Below are 19,304 nucleotides of genomic sequence, written 5' to 3'. Positions count from 1 at the left end.
TCGAGCTGATTGGAGTCACTGGTCATGAACGTCATCACGGAGAACTTCGACCTGTTCTTCCAGGGATTCCTGAAAACCCTTGGCATCTGCATCATCTGCATGTTCGGGACCCTGGCCCTGGGAACCGTCGTCGCCGGGTTCCGGGTCTCCCCCGTGGCACCGTTGCGGGGTGTCGGCACGATGTACGTGAACGTGGTGCGCAACTGCCCCCTCACGGTCGTGTTGTTCCTCATCGCCTTCGGACTGCCCGAGATCGGGATCAACCAGTCCTACTACACGTTCGGCTGCGCGGCGCTGATCATCTACACCGCGGCCTTCGTCTGTGAGGCGCTGCGGTCGGGCATCAACGCCATCCCCGCCGGCCAGGCCGAGGCCGCCCGGGCGATCGGCCTCACCTTCACCCAGAACCTGAGCTCGGTGATCCTGCCGCAGGCCTTCCGCACCGCGATCCCGCCCGTCGGCAGCGTCATCATCGCGATGATCAAGAACTCGGCCATCCTCGGTGCCTTCGGCGTCAGCGGTGACCTGCTGGGCAACGCCATCCTGCTGACCAGCTCCCGGGGGCAGGACCCGACCCCGGTCTACCTCAGCATCGGCTTCTTCTTCCTGCTGATCACCATTCCCGCAGGGCTGCTTCTCATGTATCTCGAGCGCAAGGCGGTGATCCTGCGATGAGCACGTCGCAGCTGAGCGTCCTCTACGACGCCCCGGGGCCCAAGGCCCGCCGGCGGGCCCTGATCGGCAGCATCGCCGTCGGCCTGGCTGTCCTGGCCGTCGCCTACGTGGTCTACGCGCGCCTGAACGACCAGGGCCAGTTCGACCGCGAGCGCTGGGCCCCGTTGTTCGACCCGTCGGACGAGCTCTTCGACCCGGTCTGGGAAATCCTGTGGAGCGGTTTCCGGAAGACCATGACAGCGGCCGCACTGGCGATCGTGCTGTCCGTGGCGATCGGGACGATCCTGGGTGTGGCCCGGGTGATGTTCCGCCCGGCCCCGCGGGTGCCGCTGGTCGTGGTGATCGAGGTCCTGCGTGGCCTGCCCGTGATCGTGCTGATCTACATGGCTTACCAGCTGCTGCCCGACCTGGGCGTGAACTACGACCCGCTGCCCGGCGAGAACGCCCTCTGGTACGTGGTGGTCGGTCTGACCGCCTACAACTCGGTGGTCATCGCGGAGATCCTGCGGGCCGGGGTGGCGTCGCTGCCGCGGGGCCAGCGGGAGGCCGGGCTCGTCATCGGCCTGACGCCGCTGCAGACCATGGTCCAGATCCAGCTGCCCCAGGCGTTCCGCACGATGCTGCCTGCGCTCATCAGCCAGATCGTGGTGATCCTCAAGGACACGTCGCTGATCTCGTTCATCGGTGGCTACGACGAGCTGCTCACCACGGCCAAGCGGATCTTCCAGACGGCGAACAACCCGCTGCAGACGCTACTGCTGGTGGGCCTGATCTTCATCATCATCAACTTCGCCCTGTCCCAGCTGGCGGTCTACGCCGAGCGGCGGATGTCGCGCCGGTCGGCCGGGCGCGGGATCAACCCGATCCATCTCGATCCCAGCAGTGCGGGCAGCACCACCGCCTGACCCGATCGGGCGAACACCCTCTGCCGAAGGCACCGGTGCGCGGGAGACTGAACTCCTCGCACCGGTGCCTTTCGCAGAGGCGCTCCGGCGAAGGAGGAGTCATGACTCTGACCAGTGAAGAAGCCCGGACATACGTCGGCCTCACTGTTTTCGACGCCACCGAGATGATGGTGGGCGAGGCCGACGGGATCTGGTTCGACGACGCCACCGGCGTTCCGGCCTGGATGTCGTTCAGCACCAGTTTCTTCGTGGAACGGGACGCCTTCGTCCCGGCCACCCGGATCAAGCCGTTCGCCCGGGGCCTGCTCGTGCCCCTGCTCTCCGACGACATCCGCGCCATGCCCCGGATCAAGCCACGTGACCACGTGCTGTCCGGCGCGCAGGTGGCCCGGCTGCACGAGTTCTTCGGCACCTTCTCGGGTGAGCACTTCACCACCGCGCATGAGGGCGCACCACAGTTCCCCCGGCCGAACACGGTGCCCGACCCACACACGCTGTTCAAGGGCCGGGCCCACGAAACCGCCTTCGGCACAGGCGCTCCCGGACCGAACGAACCCCACGACGTGACGTTGCAGGGCACCGGCAACCACGCGCCCTGAAGCGCGACCCCATCCTCGTTCGTGGTCATGCGATCCCCCAGCCCCTGGGGGATCGCATGATCACGAACGGGAAGGTGGCCGAGCGTTCATGGTCACCGCGCCTTGGCATCCAGGCGCTTCGGCGCGCCAGAAGGGCTTTCCTGTCGGGCTTTCCGCCCGGGGCGAGCAGGAGCTCGTCGATCACGGTGAACGCGCTCGGGACGCAGGCCGCCCCCGATGCCCGCGGACCGCGTCCTCAAGCTCCGACTCGAGGTTCGCGCCCGCGGACTCCCGCAGCACCAGGAAGGTGACCACCGCCTCGCCGGTGGTCACGTCGACCCGCAGGCGCCCCCACGAGTGCGTGCGCCAGGTCGGCTCGATCGGGCTCGCCCCCGCGACGTGCACCACGGCTGCGGTCTCGACCCGTTCGTCGGCGTGGGTAGGTCTCGAAGAAGGTGCCGGGCCCGCTCCGATGATCAGGTCATGGATCGAGCCAGTCATGGTCGCGACGGTAGGTCGGTGATCTCAGAGAGATTTCAGTCGTGGCGGTCTCAAGTGGTGTTCCCGGAGGGCCGCAGCAGACTGGTTTTCCCGGGACTCCCGGGCTGCACGACGAAGGAGGAGACGTGAACGTGAAGCCTCAAGAGGCCCGTGAGCTGGTGGGCCGTCCGATCCACGACGCCCGGGGCGAGCACCTCGGAGACGTCAGTGGGGTGTATTTCAACGATTCCGGTCATACCTTCGACTGGTTGTCCATCATCTCCGGCGACGCGACGGCCTTCGTACCGGCCGGCGGGCTCCGCGACGACCAGGAACGACTGACCCTGCCCTTCTCCGGTGACGTGCTGGACAACCAGCCCCACATCGAGCCGCACGACGGCGCCCTGTCGAACGCGCAGGTGGCGCGGCTGCACGAGTTCTTCCACACCTTCGACGGACACACCCGCATCACGACCGCGAGCGAGGGTGAACCGCTCGCCACCCCTCCGACGGACGATGACGTGCCTTTCACCGGGCGAGGCCACGAGGCCGCTTTCGGCACCGGGGCAACGCGTGCGGACGAACCCCACGACGTGACCCTGCAGGGCAACGGAAACTTCGCGCCCTGATCACCTGTCGTACGCGAGCGATGGGGCGAACCTGCCCCGTCGCTCGCGCCGGTCTGCCACTCCCTACAGCCGGTGCCCAAGATCCTTTCCGTGATCAGGCAGTCTCAGCCTTCGGCCGGGACGTGCCCCACTTCCCTGGCGCAGGGCCGGCAGGACCTGTTCGTGATCATGCAAAACCTCCCCGGGCGCGACCGCCGGCCAGGTTGCCGATCAGGCAGAACCTCCGGGCATGGACCCTTTACCGTGGTTCGTGACCGGGCCATCTTTTCTGACGGCCAGGCCAGGAGCACGCATCCGGAGCAGATCAAGGGGCTCTGAGCAAGAGCTCGCGTGAATTCGCCGCGCCGACGGATTCCACCGAACCACCATGGCGATCGGGGCTCAGTCGAAGTCCGGGTGATCGAGCAGACCCTCGGCGCCCAGATCGGCCAATTCCTCACGGATGGCCTGATAAGCGATGCCTGAGCTGTAGCCCTTGCGCGCGAGCATGCCGGCCAGGCGGCGCATGCGGCGTTCCGGGTCGTCCTTCGTCATGCTGCGGGCCTTCTTCCGCACGAGTTCACGAGCCGTGGCGAGTTCGTCGTCGGAGCTGAGGGTGTCGAGCGCCTCGCGGGCCGTCTCCTCAGCGACGCCCTTCTGCCGCAGTTCATAGGCCAGGGCCCGCTTGGCCAGTCCCCGCCCGGTGTGCCGGTTCTCGACGTACTGGTGGGAGAACGCAGCGTCGTCCACCAGATCGACCTCTTCGAACCGGTCGAGCACCGCCGCCGCGACGTCGTCGGGAATCTCCTTCTGTGCCAGCACTTTCGCCAGTTGCGCACGAGTGCGCGGACCGGCCGAGAGCTGCTTGAGCAGGATCTCCCGGGCGTCTTCCGTCGGGTCGGCCGACGGCCGGGCCGATCGGCGGGTCTTCTCGGCACTACCGTCGGCGGCGTCGGAAGCCTCGGGATCAGCATCCAGGTCACGCGAGGCCCCCGGTCGGCCGAAGCCAGCGCCGCGATTCAGGCCGCCCCGTCGCCCGAACCCCCCGCCGGAAGAACGCCGACCCGAGGAACGACCCGAAGAACCCTGGTCCGAGGAGTCACGATCCGAAGAGTCAGGCCGCGAAGAGTCATGCTCTGAAGCGTCTCGGTCGAAGGAACCACGGCCAGAGAAGTCACGGCCGGAAGGATCACGCCCCCGGGCACCCCGGCCGGAGACGCCACGCCCGACCGCGCCACGACCACCCGAAGCCGTTCGGCCACGGCGGGTCTCGCCCTCGAAACCCTGGTCGGCGCCACGGTCGTGAGCACCCGCCGGATCATCGTCCGCGGCTCTGCTCGCGCGAGGTACCCAGTCGGGGTTGGACCACTGCGGCTGCAGCTCCGGCCCGGTGGATGCCTGACCGGGATCGTCGTCACCGGCCGGGGCTTCACGCCACTCGGCTTCCTTCTGGGCGATCATGTCGCGCAGGTCGTGCCGATTCAGCTTCGTGCCGTCGAGACTGACGACCTCGCTGCTGGAAGCGTCGTCTTTCCTGGCGCTCTTCCCCGTGCTGCGTTTCGCGGCGCCACCTGGACGGCCGGAGAAGAGATCGTGGACAGACGCCAGCCCCGGGGTGCCCCCCTCCGGGACACCCCGGGACCGTCGCTGGTCTTCGGTCATGCCTACTTCACCTTTTCTGACCCCGGAGGGTCGGGAGGTGCGCCCAGTGATGGGCCCGCCCAGGGTTCCGACCGGTACCGGAGGAGGTCGGCCGGAACCCTGGGCGTGCTGTCACCGGGATCAGAAGCTGACCGCGACCTCGGCGGGGGCGTCCACCTTTGCGCCCACACCAAGCTTTTCCTTGATCTTCTTCTCCAGCTCGTTCGCCAGGTCGGGGTTGTCGCGCAGGAACCCGCGCGCGTTCTCCTTACCCTGGCCGAGCTGGTCGCCCTCGTACGTGTACCAGGCACCCGACTTACGGATGAACGAGTGTTCGACACCCATGTCGATCAGGCCTCCCTCACGGGAGATGCCCTGGCCGTAGATGATGTCGAACTCGGCCTGCTTGAACGGCGGGCTCATCTTGTTCTTGACGACCTTGACCCGGGTGCGGTTACCGACAGCGTCGGTACCGTCTTTCAGGGTCTCGATGCGACGGACGTCGAGCCGGACCGAGGCGTAGAACTTCAGCGCCTTACCACCGGTGGTGGTCTCGGGAGACCCGAACATCACGCCGATCTTCTCGCGCAGCTGGTTGATGAAGATCGCGGTGGTGCCCGAGTTGTTCAGCGCACCGGTGATCTTCCGCAGTGCCTGCGACATCAGGCGGGCCTGCAGACCGACGTGGCTGTCACCCATCTCGCCCTCGATCTCAGCCTTCGGCACCAGGGCCGCGACGGAGTCGATGACGATGATGTCGAGCGCACCGGATCGGACCAGCATGTCCGCGATCTCCAGCGCCTGCTCACCGGTGTCGGGCTGGGAGACCAGCAGGGCGTCGGTGTCGACGCCGAGCTTCTCCGCGTAGGACGGGTCGAGGGCGTGCTCGGCGTCGATGAAGGCGGCGATACCCCCGGCGCGCTGGGCGCTGGCCACGGCGTGCAGGGCCACGGTCGTCTTACCGGATGATTCCGGGCCGTAGATCTCGACCACCCGGCCACGCGGCAGACCACCGATGCCGAGGGCGATGTCGAGCGCGATGGAGCCGGTCGGAATGATCTCGATGGGGGGACGCGTGTCGTCGCCGAGACGCATCACCGAGCCCTTGCCGAACTGCCGGTCGATCTGGGCAAGAGCGGCTTCGAGAGCCTTTTCACGGTCCGCGGGAGCGGGCATGGAGGTTCACCTCACAGTCGGCCGGCTTCGCGAGGTGTCGCGGTGCGCCGGGGTTCTTCGCGTCGGTGGAGACGCTAGACGTGACCACCGACAATCTTCGCCGAGTAACTTCGCCCTGTGGAAAACCGGGCACTCGATGCGCCGGTGGAAAGCACGATCCTCGTCGACCCACGACCACCGGAACACGGGGACTCTATCCGAACAAGTGTTCGGACGGACACCTCGACACGCCCAGCGATCGAGTCGTCACACGAACCCGGCAAATGAGCGAAAACGCCCACATTGCATTCGCGATCAGAGAACTCGGGGACCTGGAATTTTAACTCTCTGCAATCGCAGCCCAACACGTTGCGTGATCACAGACTGCACGGGGAACGAGCCCCAAAGTTATACAACTCTCGCCCCGTAGTTCCCTGCTGACCCAGCATCATCACTGGCCAAGACGGGGATGACAAATTCGGGAACACGTAGTGACACACGCTTCTAAGGGGTGGCGATGGACGTTACTTAGAGGCACAATGCTGGACATGATCGATGCTCTCCGCGAAACCGACGAGTTCGGGCGTTCCCCGCTCCACTACGCCGCTGCTGACGGCGATGCCGCCGAGGTGGCGCGTCTCCTGGCCGAGGGTGCCGACCCGAGCCAGCCCGACGCTGTCCGCTTCACACCGCTGCACTTCGCCGCCCAGGAGCAGCACCCCGAGGTGATCGCCCTGCTGATCGCCGCCGGGTCCGCCACCACGGCGACCGACCGCTGGGGCAACACCCCTCTGTGGCGCGCGATCTTCACCGCGCACGGGCAGCGCGCGGCCGCGAACGCCTTGCTGGCCCACGGCGCCGACCCGGACGCCGCCAACTCCACCGGCATCAGCCCGCGCCGCCTCGCGCAGCGCATGGGCCTGGGCGAGCTGACCAGCACCCGGGTCACCAGCAGCCCGCCCACCGGTTCGTTCGCCCTCCCCCGCCAGCGCGACTGAGCTGTCCTGGCCCAGCCCGGGTCAGGACAGCAGCAACCGCTCCAGCCGACGGCCGGCCAGGAACAACCCGGCCGTACCCAGCACCAGCAGGTACAGCACGTGCACGGCCACCGATGCGTCCATCGTGCCGAGCACCAGCGCCCGCTCCAGCTCAACCCCGTGGTAAAGCGGGGTGAGCTGAACGAGCACGCCGAAGGGCTGCGGGTAGGTGGAGAGCGGGTAGAAGGTCGTGCTCAGCAGGAGCAACGGCAGGACCACGAGGTGCACCAGGTCGAAGTCCTGCCAGGAGCGCATGAACGTGGTCGCCGCCATGCCCGCCCCGGCGAAGGCCAGCCCGACGAGCGTGGCCGCCGGTACCGCCAGTACCGCCCACCAGGACCGCACATAACCGGCCATCAGCAGGATCAGCAAGAACGCCGTGGCGTATCCCGCGCCCCGTAGCAGGGCCCAGCAGATCTCCCCGGCCGCCACCGCGCGTGGCCCCAGGGGTGTGGCGAGCATGCCGTCGTAGACCCGCGCATATTTGAGTTTCCAGAACACGTTGAACGTCGAGTCCGCCACCGCACCGTTCATGGCCGAGGCCGCGAGCAGTGCGGGAGCGATGAATTCCTGATAACTGAACGACTTCCCGCCGTACTCCACGCCTCCCACCAGCACACCGATACCGGTGCCCAGGGAGAGCAGGTAGAAGAGCGGCTCGAAGAACCCGGACAGCAGCACCGGCAGGCCCCGCCGGGCGGCCAGGCCGTTGCGCGCGACCACGGAACCGGCCCCGCGGAACTGCCCCAGTTCCGCCGCCAGCCGATGTGCCCAGCCCGTCGCCGATTCCTCGTCCGCGAGCGCGCTCATGACAGCAGCATCTTCCGGTAGGAGCGCAGCGCGAGCGCGTAGCCACCCATCACCCACACCAGCAGGTAGACGAGGTGACCCACCGATCCGAGCAGACCGGCGTCCCCCATGGAAAGTCCGCGGCAGAGCTGTGTTCCGTGCCACAGCGGGGTGAGCCAGGCCAGGAACTCCACGGCTGCCGGGAGCTGGCTGACGGGGAAGAAGGTGCCTGCGAAGAGGAAGAGCGGGGTCATCACGAAGCGCACGAGCATCGAGAAGTCGGTATCGGACTCCCGGGTGACGGCGAAGGCGATGAGCGGGGCGGCGTGGGCGAGGCCGGTGAGCACCGCGGCCGGCACGGCGAGAACTACCCAGGCCGAGCCGAAGGCGCCGAACAGCGCACCGATCAGCACGAACGCGACAGCACCCAGCGTCAGGCGGAACACGATGAACAGCAGGTGCCCGGTGACGATGTCGGGCATGGTCAGGGGGGATGCCGCCTGGGCGTGGTAGTGACCGTTCCATTTGCGGCTGGACAGGATCGGCCAGGTCGACTCGCCGAACGCGCTCTGCATCGCGGCCCCGGCGAGAATGCCCGGCGCGACGAACGCCAGGTAGGAGACATCACCGAGCTCACCGGCCCGGTCGGTGTCCACCAGGCTCCCCAGTCCCGCGCCGAACGCCCCCAGGAACACCAGGGGCATCACGAAGGCAGTCACCGCACTGGATCGCCAGGTGCGCCGGTAGGCGCGCAGCCAGTACTCCAGGGCCGCCATCGATCGCGAGAAGTCGCCCAGCGGCGGTACTTTCAGTGTGGCCGTGGTCATGGCACCCCCTCAGTCGGCCAGCGAACGGCCGGTCAGCTGCAGAAAGACGTCTTCCAGCGAACTGCGCCGGACCAGCACCGACACCGGGCGGTCCGCACCCTGGTCCACGATCCGGGCCACCGCGTCACCGTCGTGGGTGTAGATCAGCAGCCGATCGGGAAGCACCTCCACCCGTTCGGCCAGATCACCGAGATCCAGCTGGTCACGGTGCGGTTCGAGGTCGAAGTCGGGGTACCGCACCTCCACCACCTCCCGGCTGGAGTAGCGCTCGATCAGCTGCCGGGGTGATCCCTCCGCGACGATCCGGCCGCCGTCCATCACCACCAGGCGGTCGCACAGCTGCTCCGCCTCGTCCATGTAGTGCGTGGTCAGCACCAGCGTGACGCCCTGCTGCTTGAGCCGGTAGAGCCGGTCCCAGAGCACGTGCCGGGCCTGGGGGTCGAGGCCGGTGGTGGGCTCGTCGAGCAGCAGGATCTCGGGGGCATTGATCAACGCGCGGGCGATCGTCAGCCGCCGTTTCATCCCTCCCGAGAGCGGTTCCACCGGGCTGTCGGCCCGGTCGCCGAGCTGGGCGAACCTCAGCAGCTCGTCGGCGCGTCCCGCCACCACCGAACGGGACAACCCGAAGTACCGGCCGTACACCAGCAGGTTCTCGCGGACCGTCAGTTCCTCGTCGAGCAGGTCTTTCTGTGGCACCACGCCGAGCCGCCCGCGGATCGCCGGGCCGTCGGTCTCGGGATCCATCCCGAACAGCGTCAGCGACCCCTCCGTCAGCGGTGAGACGCAGCCGATCATGCGCATGGTCGAGCTCTTCCCGGCCCCGTTCGGGCCGAGGAAACCGAAGGCCTCCCCACGATGCACGTCGATGTCGATCCCGTCGACGGCGACGAAATCGCCGAACACCTTGGTCAGGCCCCGGGCGCTGATGAGAACGTCCGGACCGGAATTGGTTTCCGGTCCGTGAGCGCGTGCGCGGGCCGTTTCGTCCCCGTCGGTCCGATGAGGGACGCGTTTCCTCACGGTCACGTCGTCGGGCTCACCTCCGGTCGTCGAACGGGGGACGCCCGCCCGCCCGGTCACGCTGTCGGGCCCATCTGTGGCTGTCGAACGGGGGACGCCTTCCCGCCCGGTCACGCTGTCGGGTCCACCTTCGTCGCTCCGCTCGGGGACGCCGGTCTGCCCGGCCACGTCGCCAGGCCCCCTCCCACCAGGTAGCTGAGGGATCCGGGCCGACCCGGATGTGTCTCCCGGTCCGCGCCCGTGGGCCGACCGGGTGGCACCGGCATCCGGCTGCCGCAGAACGTGGTTCCGATCTGTGACGTCCAACGGCCGCTGGACGTCCGCGGTGCGGGCTGCCTCTGCGGCTCGCGGGCCGGCCGACCGGCCCGAACTGCCTGTGCTCCCCGAGCCCTGACCGGCCTCCGCCTGGTGACGGGCGCCTGACCGGCCGGAGGACTCCGGCGACCGGGTGACCTGCGGATGCTCCGGGCGGACGAGATGGGCCCAGTCATGGTTGTCGTCCGGCTCGACGACGCCCGCACCACGGCCGGCCTCGTCCTGCCCCTGACCCGGATCGGCATCATGCACGATGCTCAGGTCGTCCTGCCCCGCCCCTGGCTGGGTGGGCTCCGCGCCGGTCTTCCGTGAACCGGTCGTGGGCCCGTCCCCTGCCCGTCCTGTCATCCCCGGCGGTGCTCCTTCTCGTCCTTGCCCCAACGGCGTTCGCGGGGCACGTCCAATGAATCGCACAACGCGAACCAGATCTCACGCACTGGTTCGCCGGCCTCCATGGCCTCTTGAGCCGTCCGGTTGCCCAGAGCCAGCAACACGTGGTCCCGGACCAGTGCGCGGCCTCCTGCGGCACCGAACTCGTCATCCACCAGTTCCCAGAACTCGCTGTCGCGCACTGCACGAGCATGCCACCCGTCCGGCCGGGTGCGCTCCCCGATTGATCTGCCCACCCCGCACCCGGCGTCCATTTCAGCGGTACTGACCTGCGGGGACGGTGATCTAACCGAAATTGTCGGTGGTCCGTGTGAGGATCGCTGATGTGACGGATCCGGTGCTCGAGCGCTTCTCCCCGGCCACGCGTGCGTGGTTCACCGGGGCCTTCGCCGCGCCCACGGCCGCGCAGGCCGGAGCGTGGAACGCGGTGAGCGCGGGCCGCCACGCCCTGGTCGTCGCGCCCACCGGGTCCGGCAAGACGCTGTCGGCGTTCCTCTGGGCACTCGACCGGCTCACCTCCACACCGGCCCCCGACGAGCCGAAGAAGCGCTGCCGGGTGCTGTACGTGTCGCCGTTGAAGGCACTCGCGGTCGATGTCGAACGCAATCTGCGTTCGCCGCTGGCCGGCATCCGCCAAGCCGCGGGTCGCCTGGGTCTGCCGCTGCCCGAGGTGAAGGTGGCACTGCGGTCGGGTGACACCCCGGCCGACGAGCGCCGGGCCTTCACCCGCAATCCGCCCGACGTGCTGATCACCACGCCCGAGTCGCTGTTCCTGCTGCTCACCTCGCAGGCCAGGGAGATGCTGACCGGCGTCGAGACCGTGATCATCGACGAGGTGCACGCCGTCGCGGGGTCAAAACGTGGTGCCCATCTCGCGCTTTCGCTGGAACGACTCGACGCGCTCCTCGAGCGTCCGGCCCAGCGGGTCGGGCTGTCCGCCACCGTGCGCCCGATCGAGGAGATCGCCCGGTGGCTGGGCGGGCGCAACCCGGTCGAGATCGTGCAGCCGCCCTCCACCAAGCAGTGGGACCTGAAGGTCGTCGTGCCGGTGCCCGACATGGCCGAGCTCGACAACCACGCGAACGGGGTGCCGGGGGCCGGCGCCGATCCGGACGACGACCTGACCGGTGCGGCGGCCGGTGCGGCCCGCCGCCCGTCGATCTGGCCACACGTCGAGGAGCGGATCGTCGACCTGATCGCCGAGCACCGTTCCACCCTGGTCTTCGCCAACTCACGGCGGCTGGCCGAACGGCTCACCTCCCGGCTCAACGAGATCTGGACCGAGCGACTCGCCCTGCAGGCCGAGGAAGCGGGTGACGGGGAAGCTGCGAATCCGCTGCCGGACCACGGCTCGGTGCGCCCGGCCGAGCTGATGGGTGGGTCGGGTGCTTCGGCCGGGGCCCTGCCGGTGCTGGCGCGGGCACACCACGGCTCGGTCAGCAAGGAGCAGCGGGCCATCATCGAGGGCGAGCTGAAGGCCGGGCGCCTGCCGGCCGTGGTCGCCACGTCGAGCCTGGAGCTGGGCATCGACATGGGCGCGGTCGACCTGGTCGTGCAGGTCGAGTCGCCGCCCAGCGTGGCCAGCGGCCTGCAGCGCGTCGGCCGGGCCGGGCACCAGGTGGGGGCGGTGTCCCAGGGGGCGCTGTTCCCGAAGTACCGCGGCGACCTGGTGCAGACGGCGGTCGTGGTCGAGCGCATGCGCGAGGGCGCGATCGAGCAGCTCGCCGTGCCCGCCAGCCCGCTCGACGTACTGGCCCAGCAGATCGTCGCCATGGTGGCGATGGACGAGTGGGCCGTCGCCGATCTGGAAGAACTGGTGCGCCGGTCGGCACCCTTCGCCGGGCTCACCCGCGGCGTGCTGGAGTCGGTGCTCGACATGCTGGCCGGCCGCTACCCCAGTGACGAGTTCGCCGAGCTGCGGCCCCGGCTCGTCTGGGACCGGCACGGTGACGTGCTCACCGCCCGGCCCGGGGCCCAACGGCTCGCGGTCACCAGCGGCGGCACGATTCCCGACCGAGGGCTGTTCGGCGTCTTCCTGGCCGGCGGTGACGAGGCCCGCAAGGGTGCCGGGCGGCGCGTCGGCGAGCTGGACGAGGAGATGGTCTACGAGTCCCGCGTCGGCGACGTCTTCACCCTCGGCTCCTCGGCCTGGCGCATCGAAGACATCACCCACGACCGGGTTCTCGTCACCCCGGCGCCGGGCCAGCCGGGTCGGCTGCCGTTCTGGAAGGGAGACCAGCAGGGTCGTCCCGCCGAGCTGGGCCGCGCCGTCGGTGCCTACGTGCGCTCGGTCGGCCGGATGAAGGAAGAAGCCGCGCGCGAGCGGGTGATGACCTCCGGTCTGGACGAGTGGGCGGCCGACAATCTCCTCGGCTACCTGGCCGAGCAGAAGCAGGCCACGGGTCATCTCCCCGATGACAAGACCATCGTGGTGGAACGCTTCCGTGACGAGATCGGCGACTGGCGCGTGGTGGTGCACTCGCCGTTCGGCGGTCAGGTGCACTCCCCCTGGGCCCTGGCCCTGGCCGCCCGGTTCCGTGAGCGCTTCGGGGTCGACGTGCAGGCTGCACCGGGTGACGACGGCATCGTGCTGCGCCTGCCCGACATCGAGACCGACGACGGTTCCGCGCCCGACGTCATCGACCTGATCGTGCTCGACCCGGAAGACATCGAGGAGATGGTGACCGCCGAGCTCGGCGGGTCGGCGCTGTTCGCCTCGCGGTTCCGCGAGTGCGCGGCACGGGCCCTGCTGCTGCCGCGCCGTCAGCCGGGCAAGCGCCAGCCGCTGTGGCAGCAACGTCAGCGATCGGCCCAGTTGCTCGAGGTCGCCTCCCGGTACGGCAGTTTCCCGATCGTGCTGGAAACTCTGCGCGAGTGCCTGCAAGACGTGTTCGACGTTCCGGGCCTGGAGTCGCTGATGCGCGACGTGCGAGCCCGTTCGGTGAAGGTGCTGGAGGTGACCACCCAGCAGCCGTCGCCGTTCGCGCGCAGCCTGCTGTTCGGTTACGTGGCCCAGTTCCTCTACGAAGGTGACTCGCCGCTGGCCGAGCGCCGGGCCGCGGCCCTGTCCCTCGACCCCGCGCTGCTGGCCGAGTTGCTCGGCCGCGGCGAGGGTGCTTCGCTGCGTGACCTTCTCGACCCGGACGCCTTGCGGCGCACCGAGGAGGAGCTACAGCGTCTGGCCCCGAACCGCCGGGCGCGCAGCCTGGAACAGGTCGCCGACCTGGTCCGGATGATCGGCCCACTGTCCACGACCGAGGTGGTCGACCGCACGATCGATGCCGAGGCCTGGGCCCTGGTCGAGGCGGGGGCGCCCCTGGGGGCCGCGCCGGCCGCGCCCGATACTCAGGAGGGCTGGGGCAACGACGCGACCGAGGCCGAGATCGCCGCTGCCGGTGCTGATCCCACGTCCCCGGAGGCTGGTTCGGCTTCTCCGGAAGCCGTCTCGTCCGACGGCGAGACCTCTACGGGATCCGTGGAATCCCGCGCCGGTGAAGAGCCGGCGGGTCCTGGCACCACGGCCACCGGACCGGTGGTTCGGCGGCAAACGGCGTCGCCTCGTGCCCCGTCCGCCGATCCCGGCGAGGTGTCGCGCTGGCTCAGTGATCTCGAGGGCGCGCGGCGGCTGATCCGGGTGCGGGTGGCCGGGGAGGAACGCTGGGCGGCCGTGGAAGACTCCGGCCGCCTGCGAGATGCCCTGGGCACGGCGCTGCCGGTCGGGGTGGCGGAGGTGTTCACCGAGCCGGTGCCCGATCCACTGGGCGATCTGCTGTCCCGGTACGCGCGTTCGCACGGCCCGTTCACGGCCGGAGATCTTGCGACGCGGCTCGGGCTCGGTTCGGTCGTGGTGGTCGACGGCCTGCGTCGGCTCGTCGACAGTGGCCGCTTGGTGCAAGGCGAGTTACGTCCGCTGGAATGCGGTGGCGGGCAGGGCCTGGACTACTGCGACGCGGAGGTATTGCGTACCTTGCGGCGGCGGTCGCTGGCGGCGCTGCGGGCCGAGGTGGAACCGGTGCCCGCGATCGACCTGGCCCGGTTCCTGCCCGGCTGGCAGGGCGTCGGCGCTCGCACCCGGGGGGTGGACGGGGTGATGCGGGCCGTCGAGCAGCTGGCCGGGGCCTGGCTCCCGGCCAGCGCCCTGGAGACGCTCGTGATCCCCGGCCGGGTACCCGGTTACACCCCGTCGATGCTCGACGAGCTGACCTCGGCGGGTGAGGTGGTCTGGGCCGGTCACGGCAGCCTGCCCGGTGACGACGGCTGGGTCTCGCTGCATCCGGCCGACCTGGCGCCACTGACGCTGGCTGCTCCGGACGCCGAGTTCGAGCCCGAGGAAAAGCATCTGGCGGTGCTCGACGCCCTGGCCGGCGGCGGGGCCTACTTCTTCCGCGCCCTCAGCGACGCGGTGGCGAGCACCGACGACCAGCAGCTCACGCAGACCCTGTGGGACCTGGTCTGGGCCGGGCAGATCGGCAACGACACCCTGACCGCGCTGCGGGCGAAACTCGCCGGGGGCAGAACGGCACACAAAACCCGGCCCACCGCACCGCGGGCCCGGTACGGACGCTACGGCGGCCTGCGCGCGGCCCGGGCCGGAGCGGGAGCCGGCCGGGCCGCGATGCCCAGCCGCACCGGGCCGCCGCTCGCCGCCGGACGCTGGTCGTTGCTACCCGAACGGGAGGCCGACCCGACCGCCCGGGCTCACGCCCAGGCGGAGGTACTGCTGGAACGGCACGGCGTGGTCACCCGGGGCGCGGTGATGGCCGAGCGGGTGGCCGGTGGCTTTGCAGCGGCCTACCGGGTGCTGGCCGGGTTCGAAGACGCCGGCCGGGTGCGCCGCGGCTACTTCGTCGAAGGGCTGGGCGCCTCCCAGTTCGCCGGCACCGGAGCGGTCGACCGGCTCCGGGCGTCGGCGAGGCCCACCGGCGAGACGTTCGCCTCCGAGGGCGGACTGCGCACCGTGGTTCTCGCGGCCGCCGACCCGGCCAATCCGTACGGCGCGGCGCTGCCCTGGCCCGAGCGCCCGGCCGACAACGCCGGGCACCGCCCGGGCCGCAAGGCCGGGTCGATCGTGATCCTGGTCGACGGCGCGCTCACCCTGTACGTCGAGCGCGGCGGCCGGACCCTGCTCTCCTGGACCGACGAGGAAGAGCTGCTCGGTGCGGCCGCCGACGCCCTCGCCCTGGCGGTACGGGAAGGCGCCCTCGGTCGACTGACCGTCGAGAAGGCAGATGGAGAAGGAGTTCTCAGTCGCGACAATCCCCTGTCCCTGGCCCTGGAACAGGCCGGATTCCGGGCGACGCCCAGAGGGCTACGACTGAGGGCGTGAATACGTGACGAACGTTCGCGGCCCCGCACCCGCGCCGTGGGCGCACACACCTCAGGCGCAAACGTCTCAGGCGGACCCGAAGCGCTCCACGTACCGTCTCTGCCACGGCGTTTCGACAGCGTGCCGGGAGTACCGCTCCCGTACGTAGGCCACGGCGAGCTCGGACGGCACCCCGTCGAGCACCGCGAGGCAGGCGAGTGCCGTGCCGGTGCGTCCGCGTCCGCCCCGGCAGGCCAGCTCGACGCGTTCGTCGCCCGCGCGGGACCATGCCTGAAGCAACATTTTCCGGGCGGCGTCGTGGTCGGCGGGCAGACGGAAGTCGGGCCAGCGGATCCAGCCGGACTCCCAGGCCACGGCCGGCGGCTGCTGGCCGAGCAGGTAGATCCCGAAGTGCGGTGCGGGCCCGGCGGGTGGGCCGTCCCGCAGACCCCGGCCCCGCACGAGACGACCGGAGGGCAGTTCCAGCACACCCCGGTCGAGGGGCTGCCACGGCGCGTCCTGAGCCGGTGGGCCGGTCATGTGAAGCACACCGGTTCCGGAGTACGGCCGAGGATCACCCGGGCCGGGCCGACCACCGCCGGGCCAGGTTCACCGCGTCGCCACATCACCTCCGCAATCATGCACGATCCGGCCCTCAGCCCGAGGGATCAGGAGCGGGACGTGCACGATCACGCAGACGCAGTCGGCCGGGGAAGCCCCTCCCGGCACCGGCCGACCGGGCCGGGGACAGAGTTCAGCCGATCAGGCCGGGGACTGCGAGTGCAGCTTCGCCGATGTGACGAGCTGGTCGAGCAGCCCCTGAATCTCACCCTGACGGCGCTCCAGCGGGGCGAACTCCTGGGTGCTCGCCTCGACGTCGAAGAACATCGAGAAAGCCACCTGGGCCCGCACGTCGATCATGTGGAAGTTCGCCACGATCTGACGCCAGTGCTCGACGGCGCGGATGCCACCGTCGGCGCCGAAGGAGACGAAGCCGACCGGCTTGTTCGCCCACTCCGAGCCGAGCGAGTCGACGGCGTTCTTGAAGGCACCGGGGACGCTGTGGTTGTACTCCGGCGTCACGAAGACGTATCCGTCGCAGGCGTCGATGGCGGCGCTCCAGCGGCGCACGTTCTCCGACTCGTACTGCTTGCCGGCCGCGGCCGGGACCACGGGCGAGGTCAGCAGCGGCACGTCGAACGACTTCAGGTCGATGAGCTCGAACTGCGCGTCGGTACGCCCGTCGGTGGCCGACAGCACCCACTTGGCGATCGACTCGCTGCGGCGGGCGCCGTCACGGATGGATCCGACGATGATGCCGATCTTCATGACCTTCTCCATACTTGAGAACTCAATTACTTCTGCGAGCGCAAGTACAGCACCGCACGAAGGGCGACCGCAAGCGGCCGTTCGGGCCGGTGACCGGGCCGTGGGACAGGTCACGGTGAGGCAGCACGAACACCGGAGCAAGGGGGCAGCCGACGAACGTTCGTGGTCAACGGCCTAGACCTCGACGGTCCCGGTGACGGGCCGGGACTGCGGGGTGGCAGAGGCCTGACGGTCCATCTCCCGCCAGGCGCCACCCCGCAAGGGCTGCAGGGTCATGACGATGTAGAGGACGCCGATGAAGACCAGGGTCGGACGCAGTCCCGCGTGATCGACGGCGAACCCCGCGAGCAGGCTGCCGAGCGGCATCCCGGCCCAGCATCCGGCGCCGACCAGGCCGAACACCCGGGCGCGCATGCGGGGCGGGATGCGTTCCAGTTCCACGGTGCCGAGGATCGGGTTGACCGCCCCGGCACTGAACCCGGCCAGGGCCTTCACCACGAGCAGCATCCAGAACGGCACCCCGGCGGCCAGGGCCAGGAACACCGGCCCGCCGGCCAGGGTGAACGCGATGACGAGGGTGGGCCGTCGCGGCAGCCGATGACCGATCACACCGAACAGCAGGGACCCGACCATGGCCCCACCGCCCATGGCGCCGATCAGCAGGCCGAGCGCGACCGCCCCCCCGAGCTCCCGCTGCGCGTAGACCGGCAGCAGCACGGTACTGCTGGCGGCGTCGAAGAGATTCGTGACCACGACGAGCAGCACGATGGCCCGCAGCAACCGGTCCTGGGCAAGAAACGCCAGCCCTTCCCTCAGGCCCTTCCAATAACCCTCCTCCACCGGTCGCTCACCGTTGGTGGACGAAGAAACTGCGCCCTCGTGGGCGTCCACCATGGGTTGCCGGAAAGTCACGAGGCGGGCCACGAGCAGCGCCGAGACGATGAACGTGGCCGTGTCGACGAACAGGGCCTCCAGGGAACCCAGCGCCACGACCAGGAACCCGGCCGCAGGCGCACCGAGCAACCGCGCCCCGCGCTCGGCCGCCTCCATCCAGCCGACGGCGCGTTCCAGGGGAACGCCGGCCTCCTGGGCGACCTCCGGCAACAGGGCCCGGCGCGCGGTCTGCCCCGGCGCGTCGACCAGAGCCCCGACGAAGGCGAACGCGAACACCGCCCACAGGGGAACGCCGACACTCACGTGCAGCAGCGGCACCATCGCGATCACGCAGCCGCCGAACACATCGGTGAGGATGCTCGCCCGCCGGTAACCGAGCCGGTCGACCACCGCCCCGCCGAACAGATCACCCAGCACGATGGGCAGCGTCGCGACCACACCCGCGACCCCGGTGGCGGACGCCGACCCGGTGCGTGCGAGCACGTAGAGGGGCAGCGAGATCAGCGTGATCATGTTGCCGGTCAGGGAGATCGTGTGCGCCGCATAGAGCGCGTAGAGCGGTGTGGCGCGCTTCGTCCCGAGCGTCATTCCGGCCTCCGGAAGAGCTGGTAGATGAGGGTGACCGTCTCCGTACCGTCCTGGGCGCCCGGGGCCGCCTTGTCCTCCCAGCGCGCGACCAGATCGTTGAGCTCGTCCTGCAGTTCACGCATCTGCTCGAGGGTCAGATGCAGGAAGGAGTCCCCGGTGGTCGCGGCCGCCACCCAGTCCGGGTCCATCGCCGGCTCCGCGGTCAGGTACTGGTCGAAGGTCTGGGCGTAGCGCTGCGCGATCGTCCGGCGCAGGGCTCCCGAGGCCAGCAGTCGTTCGGGGTCTTTCAGGTCGTCGGCCGGCGACCACGAGGTGTGCGTGTGCGAGGCCTTCCACCAGCGCTCGCGCCGGTCACGGGCCAGCTCGGGCGCCTCCTCGACGAATCCGAACTGGGCCAGCTTGCCCACGTGGTAACTGATCGAGCCGGGCGCCTCGTCGAGCAGGTCGCAGAGCATGCCCACACTCTGCGGCCCCCGCACCCGTAGCTCACCGAGCACCGCGATCCGGAGCGGATGAGCCAGCGCCCGCATCGCTTTCGGGTCACTGAGGTTGACCGTGCCGGCGCCGGAGCGGGGCGGTTCCGCCGTGTCTCCCGACTCCGGGACGGGGCCACCCACCGACCTGGTGGCGGGCGTCCCCAGTTCTTCGCCGCCCCCACCGGACACGGTGATCTCGTGCGTCCCGGTCTCCCGGGGCGTCCCCTGTTCATCTCGATCACTCGACCGCGCCATGAGACCCACCATAGTTACACAAGGATTCTTGTACAAC

18 protein-coding genes are annotated in these 19,304 nt (G+C 69.6%); 7 read left to right on the top strand and 11 right to left on the bottom strand.

Features of this window, described 5'->3' with window-relative positions:
• Positions 1–24: 24 nt before the first annotated feature.
• The 3 genes from QSK05_RS17835 to QSK05_RS17825 all read left to right on the top strand — a co-directional run bounded on the left by QSK05_RS17835 (position 25) and on the right by QSK05_RS17825 (position 2,179).
• Positions 25–675, top strand: coding sequence for an amino acid ABC transporter permease (locus tag QSK05_RS17835; protein ID WP_285598361.1), 651 nt, complete (start codon positions 25–27; stop codon positions 673–675).
• On the top strand, positions 672–1,580 hold the full coding sequence (locus tag QSK05_RS17830) for an amino acid ABC transporter permease (protein WP_285598360.1): 909 nt from the start codon (positions 672–674) through the stop codon (positions 1,578–1,580). Before QSK05_RS17835 ends, QSK05_RS17830 begins: the two co-directional genes overlap by 4 nt.
• Before the next feature lie 101 nt (positions 1,581–1,681).
• Positions 1,682–2,179, top strand: a complete 498-nt coding sequence (locus QSK05_RS17825; protein ID WP_285598359.1) for a PRC-barrel domain-containing protein — start codon at positions 1,682–1,684, stop codon at positions 2,177–2,179.
• A 180-nt stretch (positions 2,180–2,359) separates the two neighbouring features.
• On the opposite strand, the gene QSK05_RS17820 is transcribed toward QSK05_RS17825, so the two are convergent.
• On the bottom strand, positions 2,360–2,659 hold the full coding sequence (locus QSK05_RS17820; protein ID WP_285598358.1) for a hypothetical protein: 300 nt from the start codon (positions 2,657–2,659) through the stop codon (positions 2,360–2,362).
• A gap of 125 nt (positions 2,660–2,784) precedes the next feature.
• On the opposite strand from QSK05_RS17820, the gene QSK05_RS17815 reads away from it, so the two are divergent.
• Positions 2,785–3,267 (top strand): PRC-barrel domain-containing protein, encoded by a 483-nt coding sequence (locus QSK05_RS17815; RefSeq protein ID WP_285598357.1) that lies wholly within the window; start codon positions 2,785–2,787, stop codon positions 3,265–3,267.
• 381 nt (positions 3,268–3,648) lie between these two features.
• On the opposite strand, the gene QSK05_RS17810 is transcribed toward QSK05_RS17815, so the two are convergent.
• Positions 3,649–4,908, bottom strand: a complete 1,260-nt coding sequence (locus QSK05_RS17810) for a regulatory protein RecX (RefSeq protein ID WP_285598356.1) — start codon at positions 4,906–4,908, stop codon at positions 3,649–3,651.
• A gap of 120 nt (positions 4,909–5,028) precedes the next feature.
• Positions 5,029–6,063 (bottom strand): recombinase RecA, encoded by a 1,035-nt coding sequence (gene recA, locus QSK05_RS17805; protein WP_285598355.1) that lies wholly within the window; start codon positions 6,061–6,063, stop codon positions 5,029–5,031.
• 527 nt (positions 6,064–6,590) lie between these two features.
• Here recA and QSK05_RS17800 point away from each other — a divergent pair.
• Positions 6,591–7,040 carry an ankyrin repeat domain-containing protein gene (locus QSK05_RS17800; RefSeq protein WP_231487901.1) on the top strand — a complete coding sequence of 150 codons (450 nt, stop codon included), beginning with the start codon at positions 6,591–6,593 and terminating at the stop codon, positions 7,038–7,040.
• Positions 7,041–7,061: 21 nt separating this feature from the next.
• Here the strand turns inward: QSK05_RS17800 and QSK05_RS17795 are convergent, their stop codons facing one another.
• Genes QSK05_RS17795 through QSK05_RS17785 form a run of 3 tightly spaced genes read right to left on the bottom strand, consistent with a single transcriptional unit; the run spans position 7,062 to position 9,622 of the window.
• Complete coding sequence (locus QSK05_RS17795; protein WP_285598354.1) at positions 7,062–7,889, bottom strand: ABC transporter permease; 828 nt, start codon at positions 7,887–7,889, stop codon at positions 7,062–7,064.
• Complete coding sequence (locus QSK05_RS17790) at positions 7,886–8,695, bottom strand: ABC transporter permease (protein WP_285598353.1); 810 nt, start codon at positions 8,693–8,695, stop codon at positions 7,886–7,888. The genes QSK05_RS17795 and QSK05_RS17790 overlap by 4 nt, the downstream gene beginning before the upstream one ends.
• Before the next feature lie 9 nt (positions 8,696–8,704).
• Positions 8,705–9,622 (bottom strand): ABC transporter ATP-binding protein, encoded by a 918-nt coding sequence (locus QSK05_RS17785; protein ID WP_352301693.1) that lies wholly within the window; start codon positions 9,620–9,622, stop codon positions 8,705–8,707.
• 582 nt (positions 9,623–10,204) lie between these two features.
• On the opposite strand from QSK05_RS17785, the gene QSK05_RS17780 reads away from it, so the two are divergent.
• On the top strand, positions 10,205–10,342 hold the full coding sequence (locus tag QSK05_RS17780; RefSeq protein ID WP_285598351.1) for a hypothetical protein: 138 nt from the start codon (positions 10,205–10,207) through the stop codon (positions 10,340–10,342).
• Positions 10,343–10,374: 32 nt separating this feature from the next.
• Here the strand turns inward: QSK05_RS17780 and QSK05_RS17775 are convergent, their stop codons facing one another.
• Entirely contained in the window at positions 10,375–10,602 is a 228-nt protein-coding gene (locus QSK05_RS17775; protein ID WP_285598350.1) for a DUF3046 domain-containing protein, read from the bottom strand.
• A 143-nt stretch (positions 10,603–10,745) separates the two neighbouring features.
• Here QSK05_RS17775 and QSK05_RS17770 point away from each other — a divergent pair, with 143 nt between their 5' ends.
• On the top strand, positions 10,746–15,746 hold the full coding sequence (locus QSK05_RS17770; RefSeq protein WP_285598349.1) for an Lhr family helicase: 5,001 nt from the start codon (positions 10,746–10,748) through the stop codon (positions 15,744–15,746).
• 66 nt (positions 15,747–15,812) lie between these two features.
• Here the strand turns inward: QSK05_RS17770 and QSK05_RS17765 are convergent, their stop codons facing one another.
• The 4 genes from QSK05_RS17765 to QSK05_RS17750 all read right to left on the bottom strand — a co-directional run bounded on the left by QSK05_RS17765 (position 15,813) and on the right by QSK05_RS17750 (position 19,267).
• Positions 15,813–16,265, bottom strand: a complete 453-nt coding sequence (locus tag QSK05_RS17765; RefSeq protein WP_285598348.1) for a protein-tyrosine phosphatase family protein — start codon at positions 16,263–16,265, stop codon at positions 15,813–15,815.
• 222 nt (positions 16,266–16,487) lie between these two features.
• Positions 16,488–17,054: an NADPH-dependent FMN reductase gene (locus QSK05_RS17760; RefSeq protein ID WP_285598347.1), complete on the bottom strand. Its 567-nt coding sequence runs from the start codon at positions 17,052–17,054 to the stop codon at positions 16,488–16,490.
• A gap of 174 nt (positions 17,055–17,228) precedes the next feature.
• Positions 17,229–18,536 (bottom strand): MFS transporter, encoded by a 1,308-nt coding sequence (locus QSK05_RS17755; protein ID WP_285598346.1) that lies wholly within the window; start codon positions 18,534–18,536, stop codon positions 17,229–17,231.
• Positions 18,533–19,267, bottom strand: coding sequence for a winged helix-turn-helix domain-containing protein (locus QSK05_RS17750; RefSeq protein WP_285598345.1), 735 nt, complete (start codon positions 19,265–19,267; stop codon positions 18,533–18,535). The genes QSK05_RS17755 and QSK05_RS17750 overlap by 4 nt, the downstream gene beginning before the upstream one ends.
• Positions 19,268–19,304 lie beyond the last annotated feature (37 nt).

It is taken from the genome of Kineosporia sp. NBRC 101731 (assembly GCF_030269305.1).
GTDB lineage: Bacteria > Actinomycetota > Actinomycetes > Actinomycetales > Kineosporiaceae > Kineosporia.
This window is presented reverse-complemented; position numbering and strand designations above follow the sequence as displayed.

Coding starts and splice junctions, on each gene's coding strand:
- QSK05_RS17830 (WP_285598360.1), top strand. CDS start 672: ATGAGCACGTCGCAGCTGAGCGTCCTCTACGACGCCCCGGGGCCCAAG.
- QSK05_RS17765 (WP_285598348.1), bottom strand. CDS start 16,265: ATGACCGGCCCACCGGCTCAGGACGCGCCGTGGCAGCCCCTCGACCGG.
- QSK05_RS17790 (WP_285598353.1), bottom strand. CDS start 8,695: ATGACCACGGCCACACTGAAAGTACCGCCGCTGGGCGACTTCTCGCGA.
- QSK05_RS17835 (WP_285598361.1), top strand. CDS start 25: ATGAACGTCATCACGGAGAACTTCGACCTGTTCTTCCAGGGATTCCTG.
- QSK05_RS17825 (WP_285598359.1), top strand. CDS start 1,682: ATGACTCTGACCAGTGAAGAAGCCCGGACATACGTCGGCCTCACTGTT.
- QSK05_RS17820 (WP_285598358.1), bottom strand. CDS start 2,659: ATGACTGGCTCGATCCATGACCTGATCATCGGAGCGGGCCCGGCACCT.
- QSK05_RS17800 (WP_231487901.1), top strand. CDS start 6,591: ATGATCGATGCTCTCCGCGAAACCGACGAGTTCGGGCGTTCCCCGCTC.
- recA (WP_285598355.1), bottom strand. CDS start 6,063: ATGCCCGCTCCCGCGGACCGTGAAAAGGCTCTCGAAGCCGCTCTTGCC.
- QSK05_RS17755 (WP_285598346.1), bottom strand. CDS start 18,536: ATGACGCTCGGGACGAAGCGCGCCACACCGCTCTACGCGCTCTATGCG.
- QSK05_RS17795 (WP_285598354.1), bottom strand. CDS start 7,889: ATGAGCGCGCTCGCGGACGAGGAATCGGCGACGGGCTGGGCACATCGG.
- QSK05_RS17810 (WP_285598356.1), bottom strand. CDS start 4,908: ATGACCGAAGACCAGCGACGGTCCCGGGGTGTCCCGGAGGGGGGCACC.
- QSK05_RS17760 (WP_285598347.1), bottom strand. CDS start 17,054: ATGAAGATCGGCATCATCGTCGGATCCATCCGTGACGGCGCCCGCCGC.
- QSK05_RS17780 (WP_285598351.1), top strand. CDS start 10,205: ATGGTTGTCGTCCGGCTCGACGACGCCCGCACCACGGCCGGCCTCGTC.
- QSK05_RS17750 (WP_285598345.1), bottom strand. CDS start 19,267: ATGGCGCGGTCGAGTGATCGAGATGAACAGGGGACGCCCCGGGAGACC.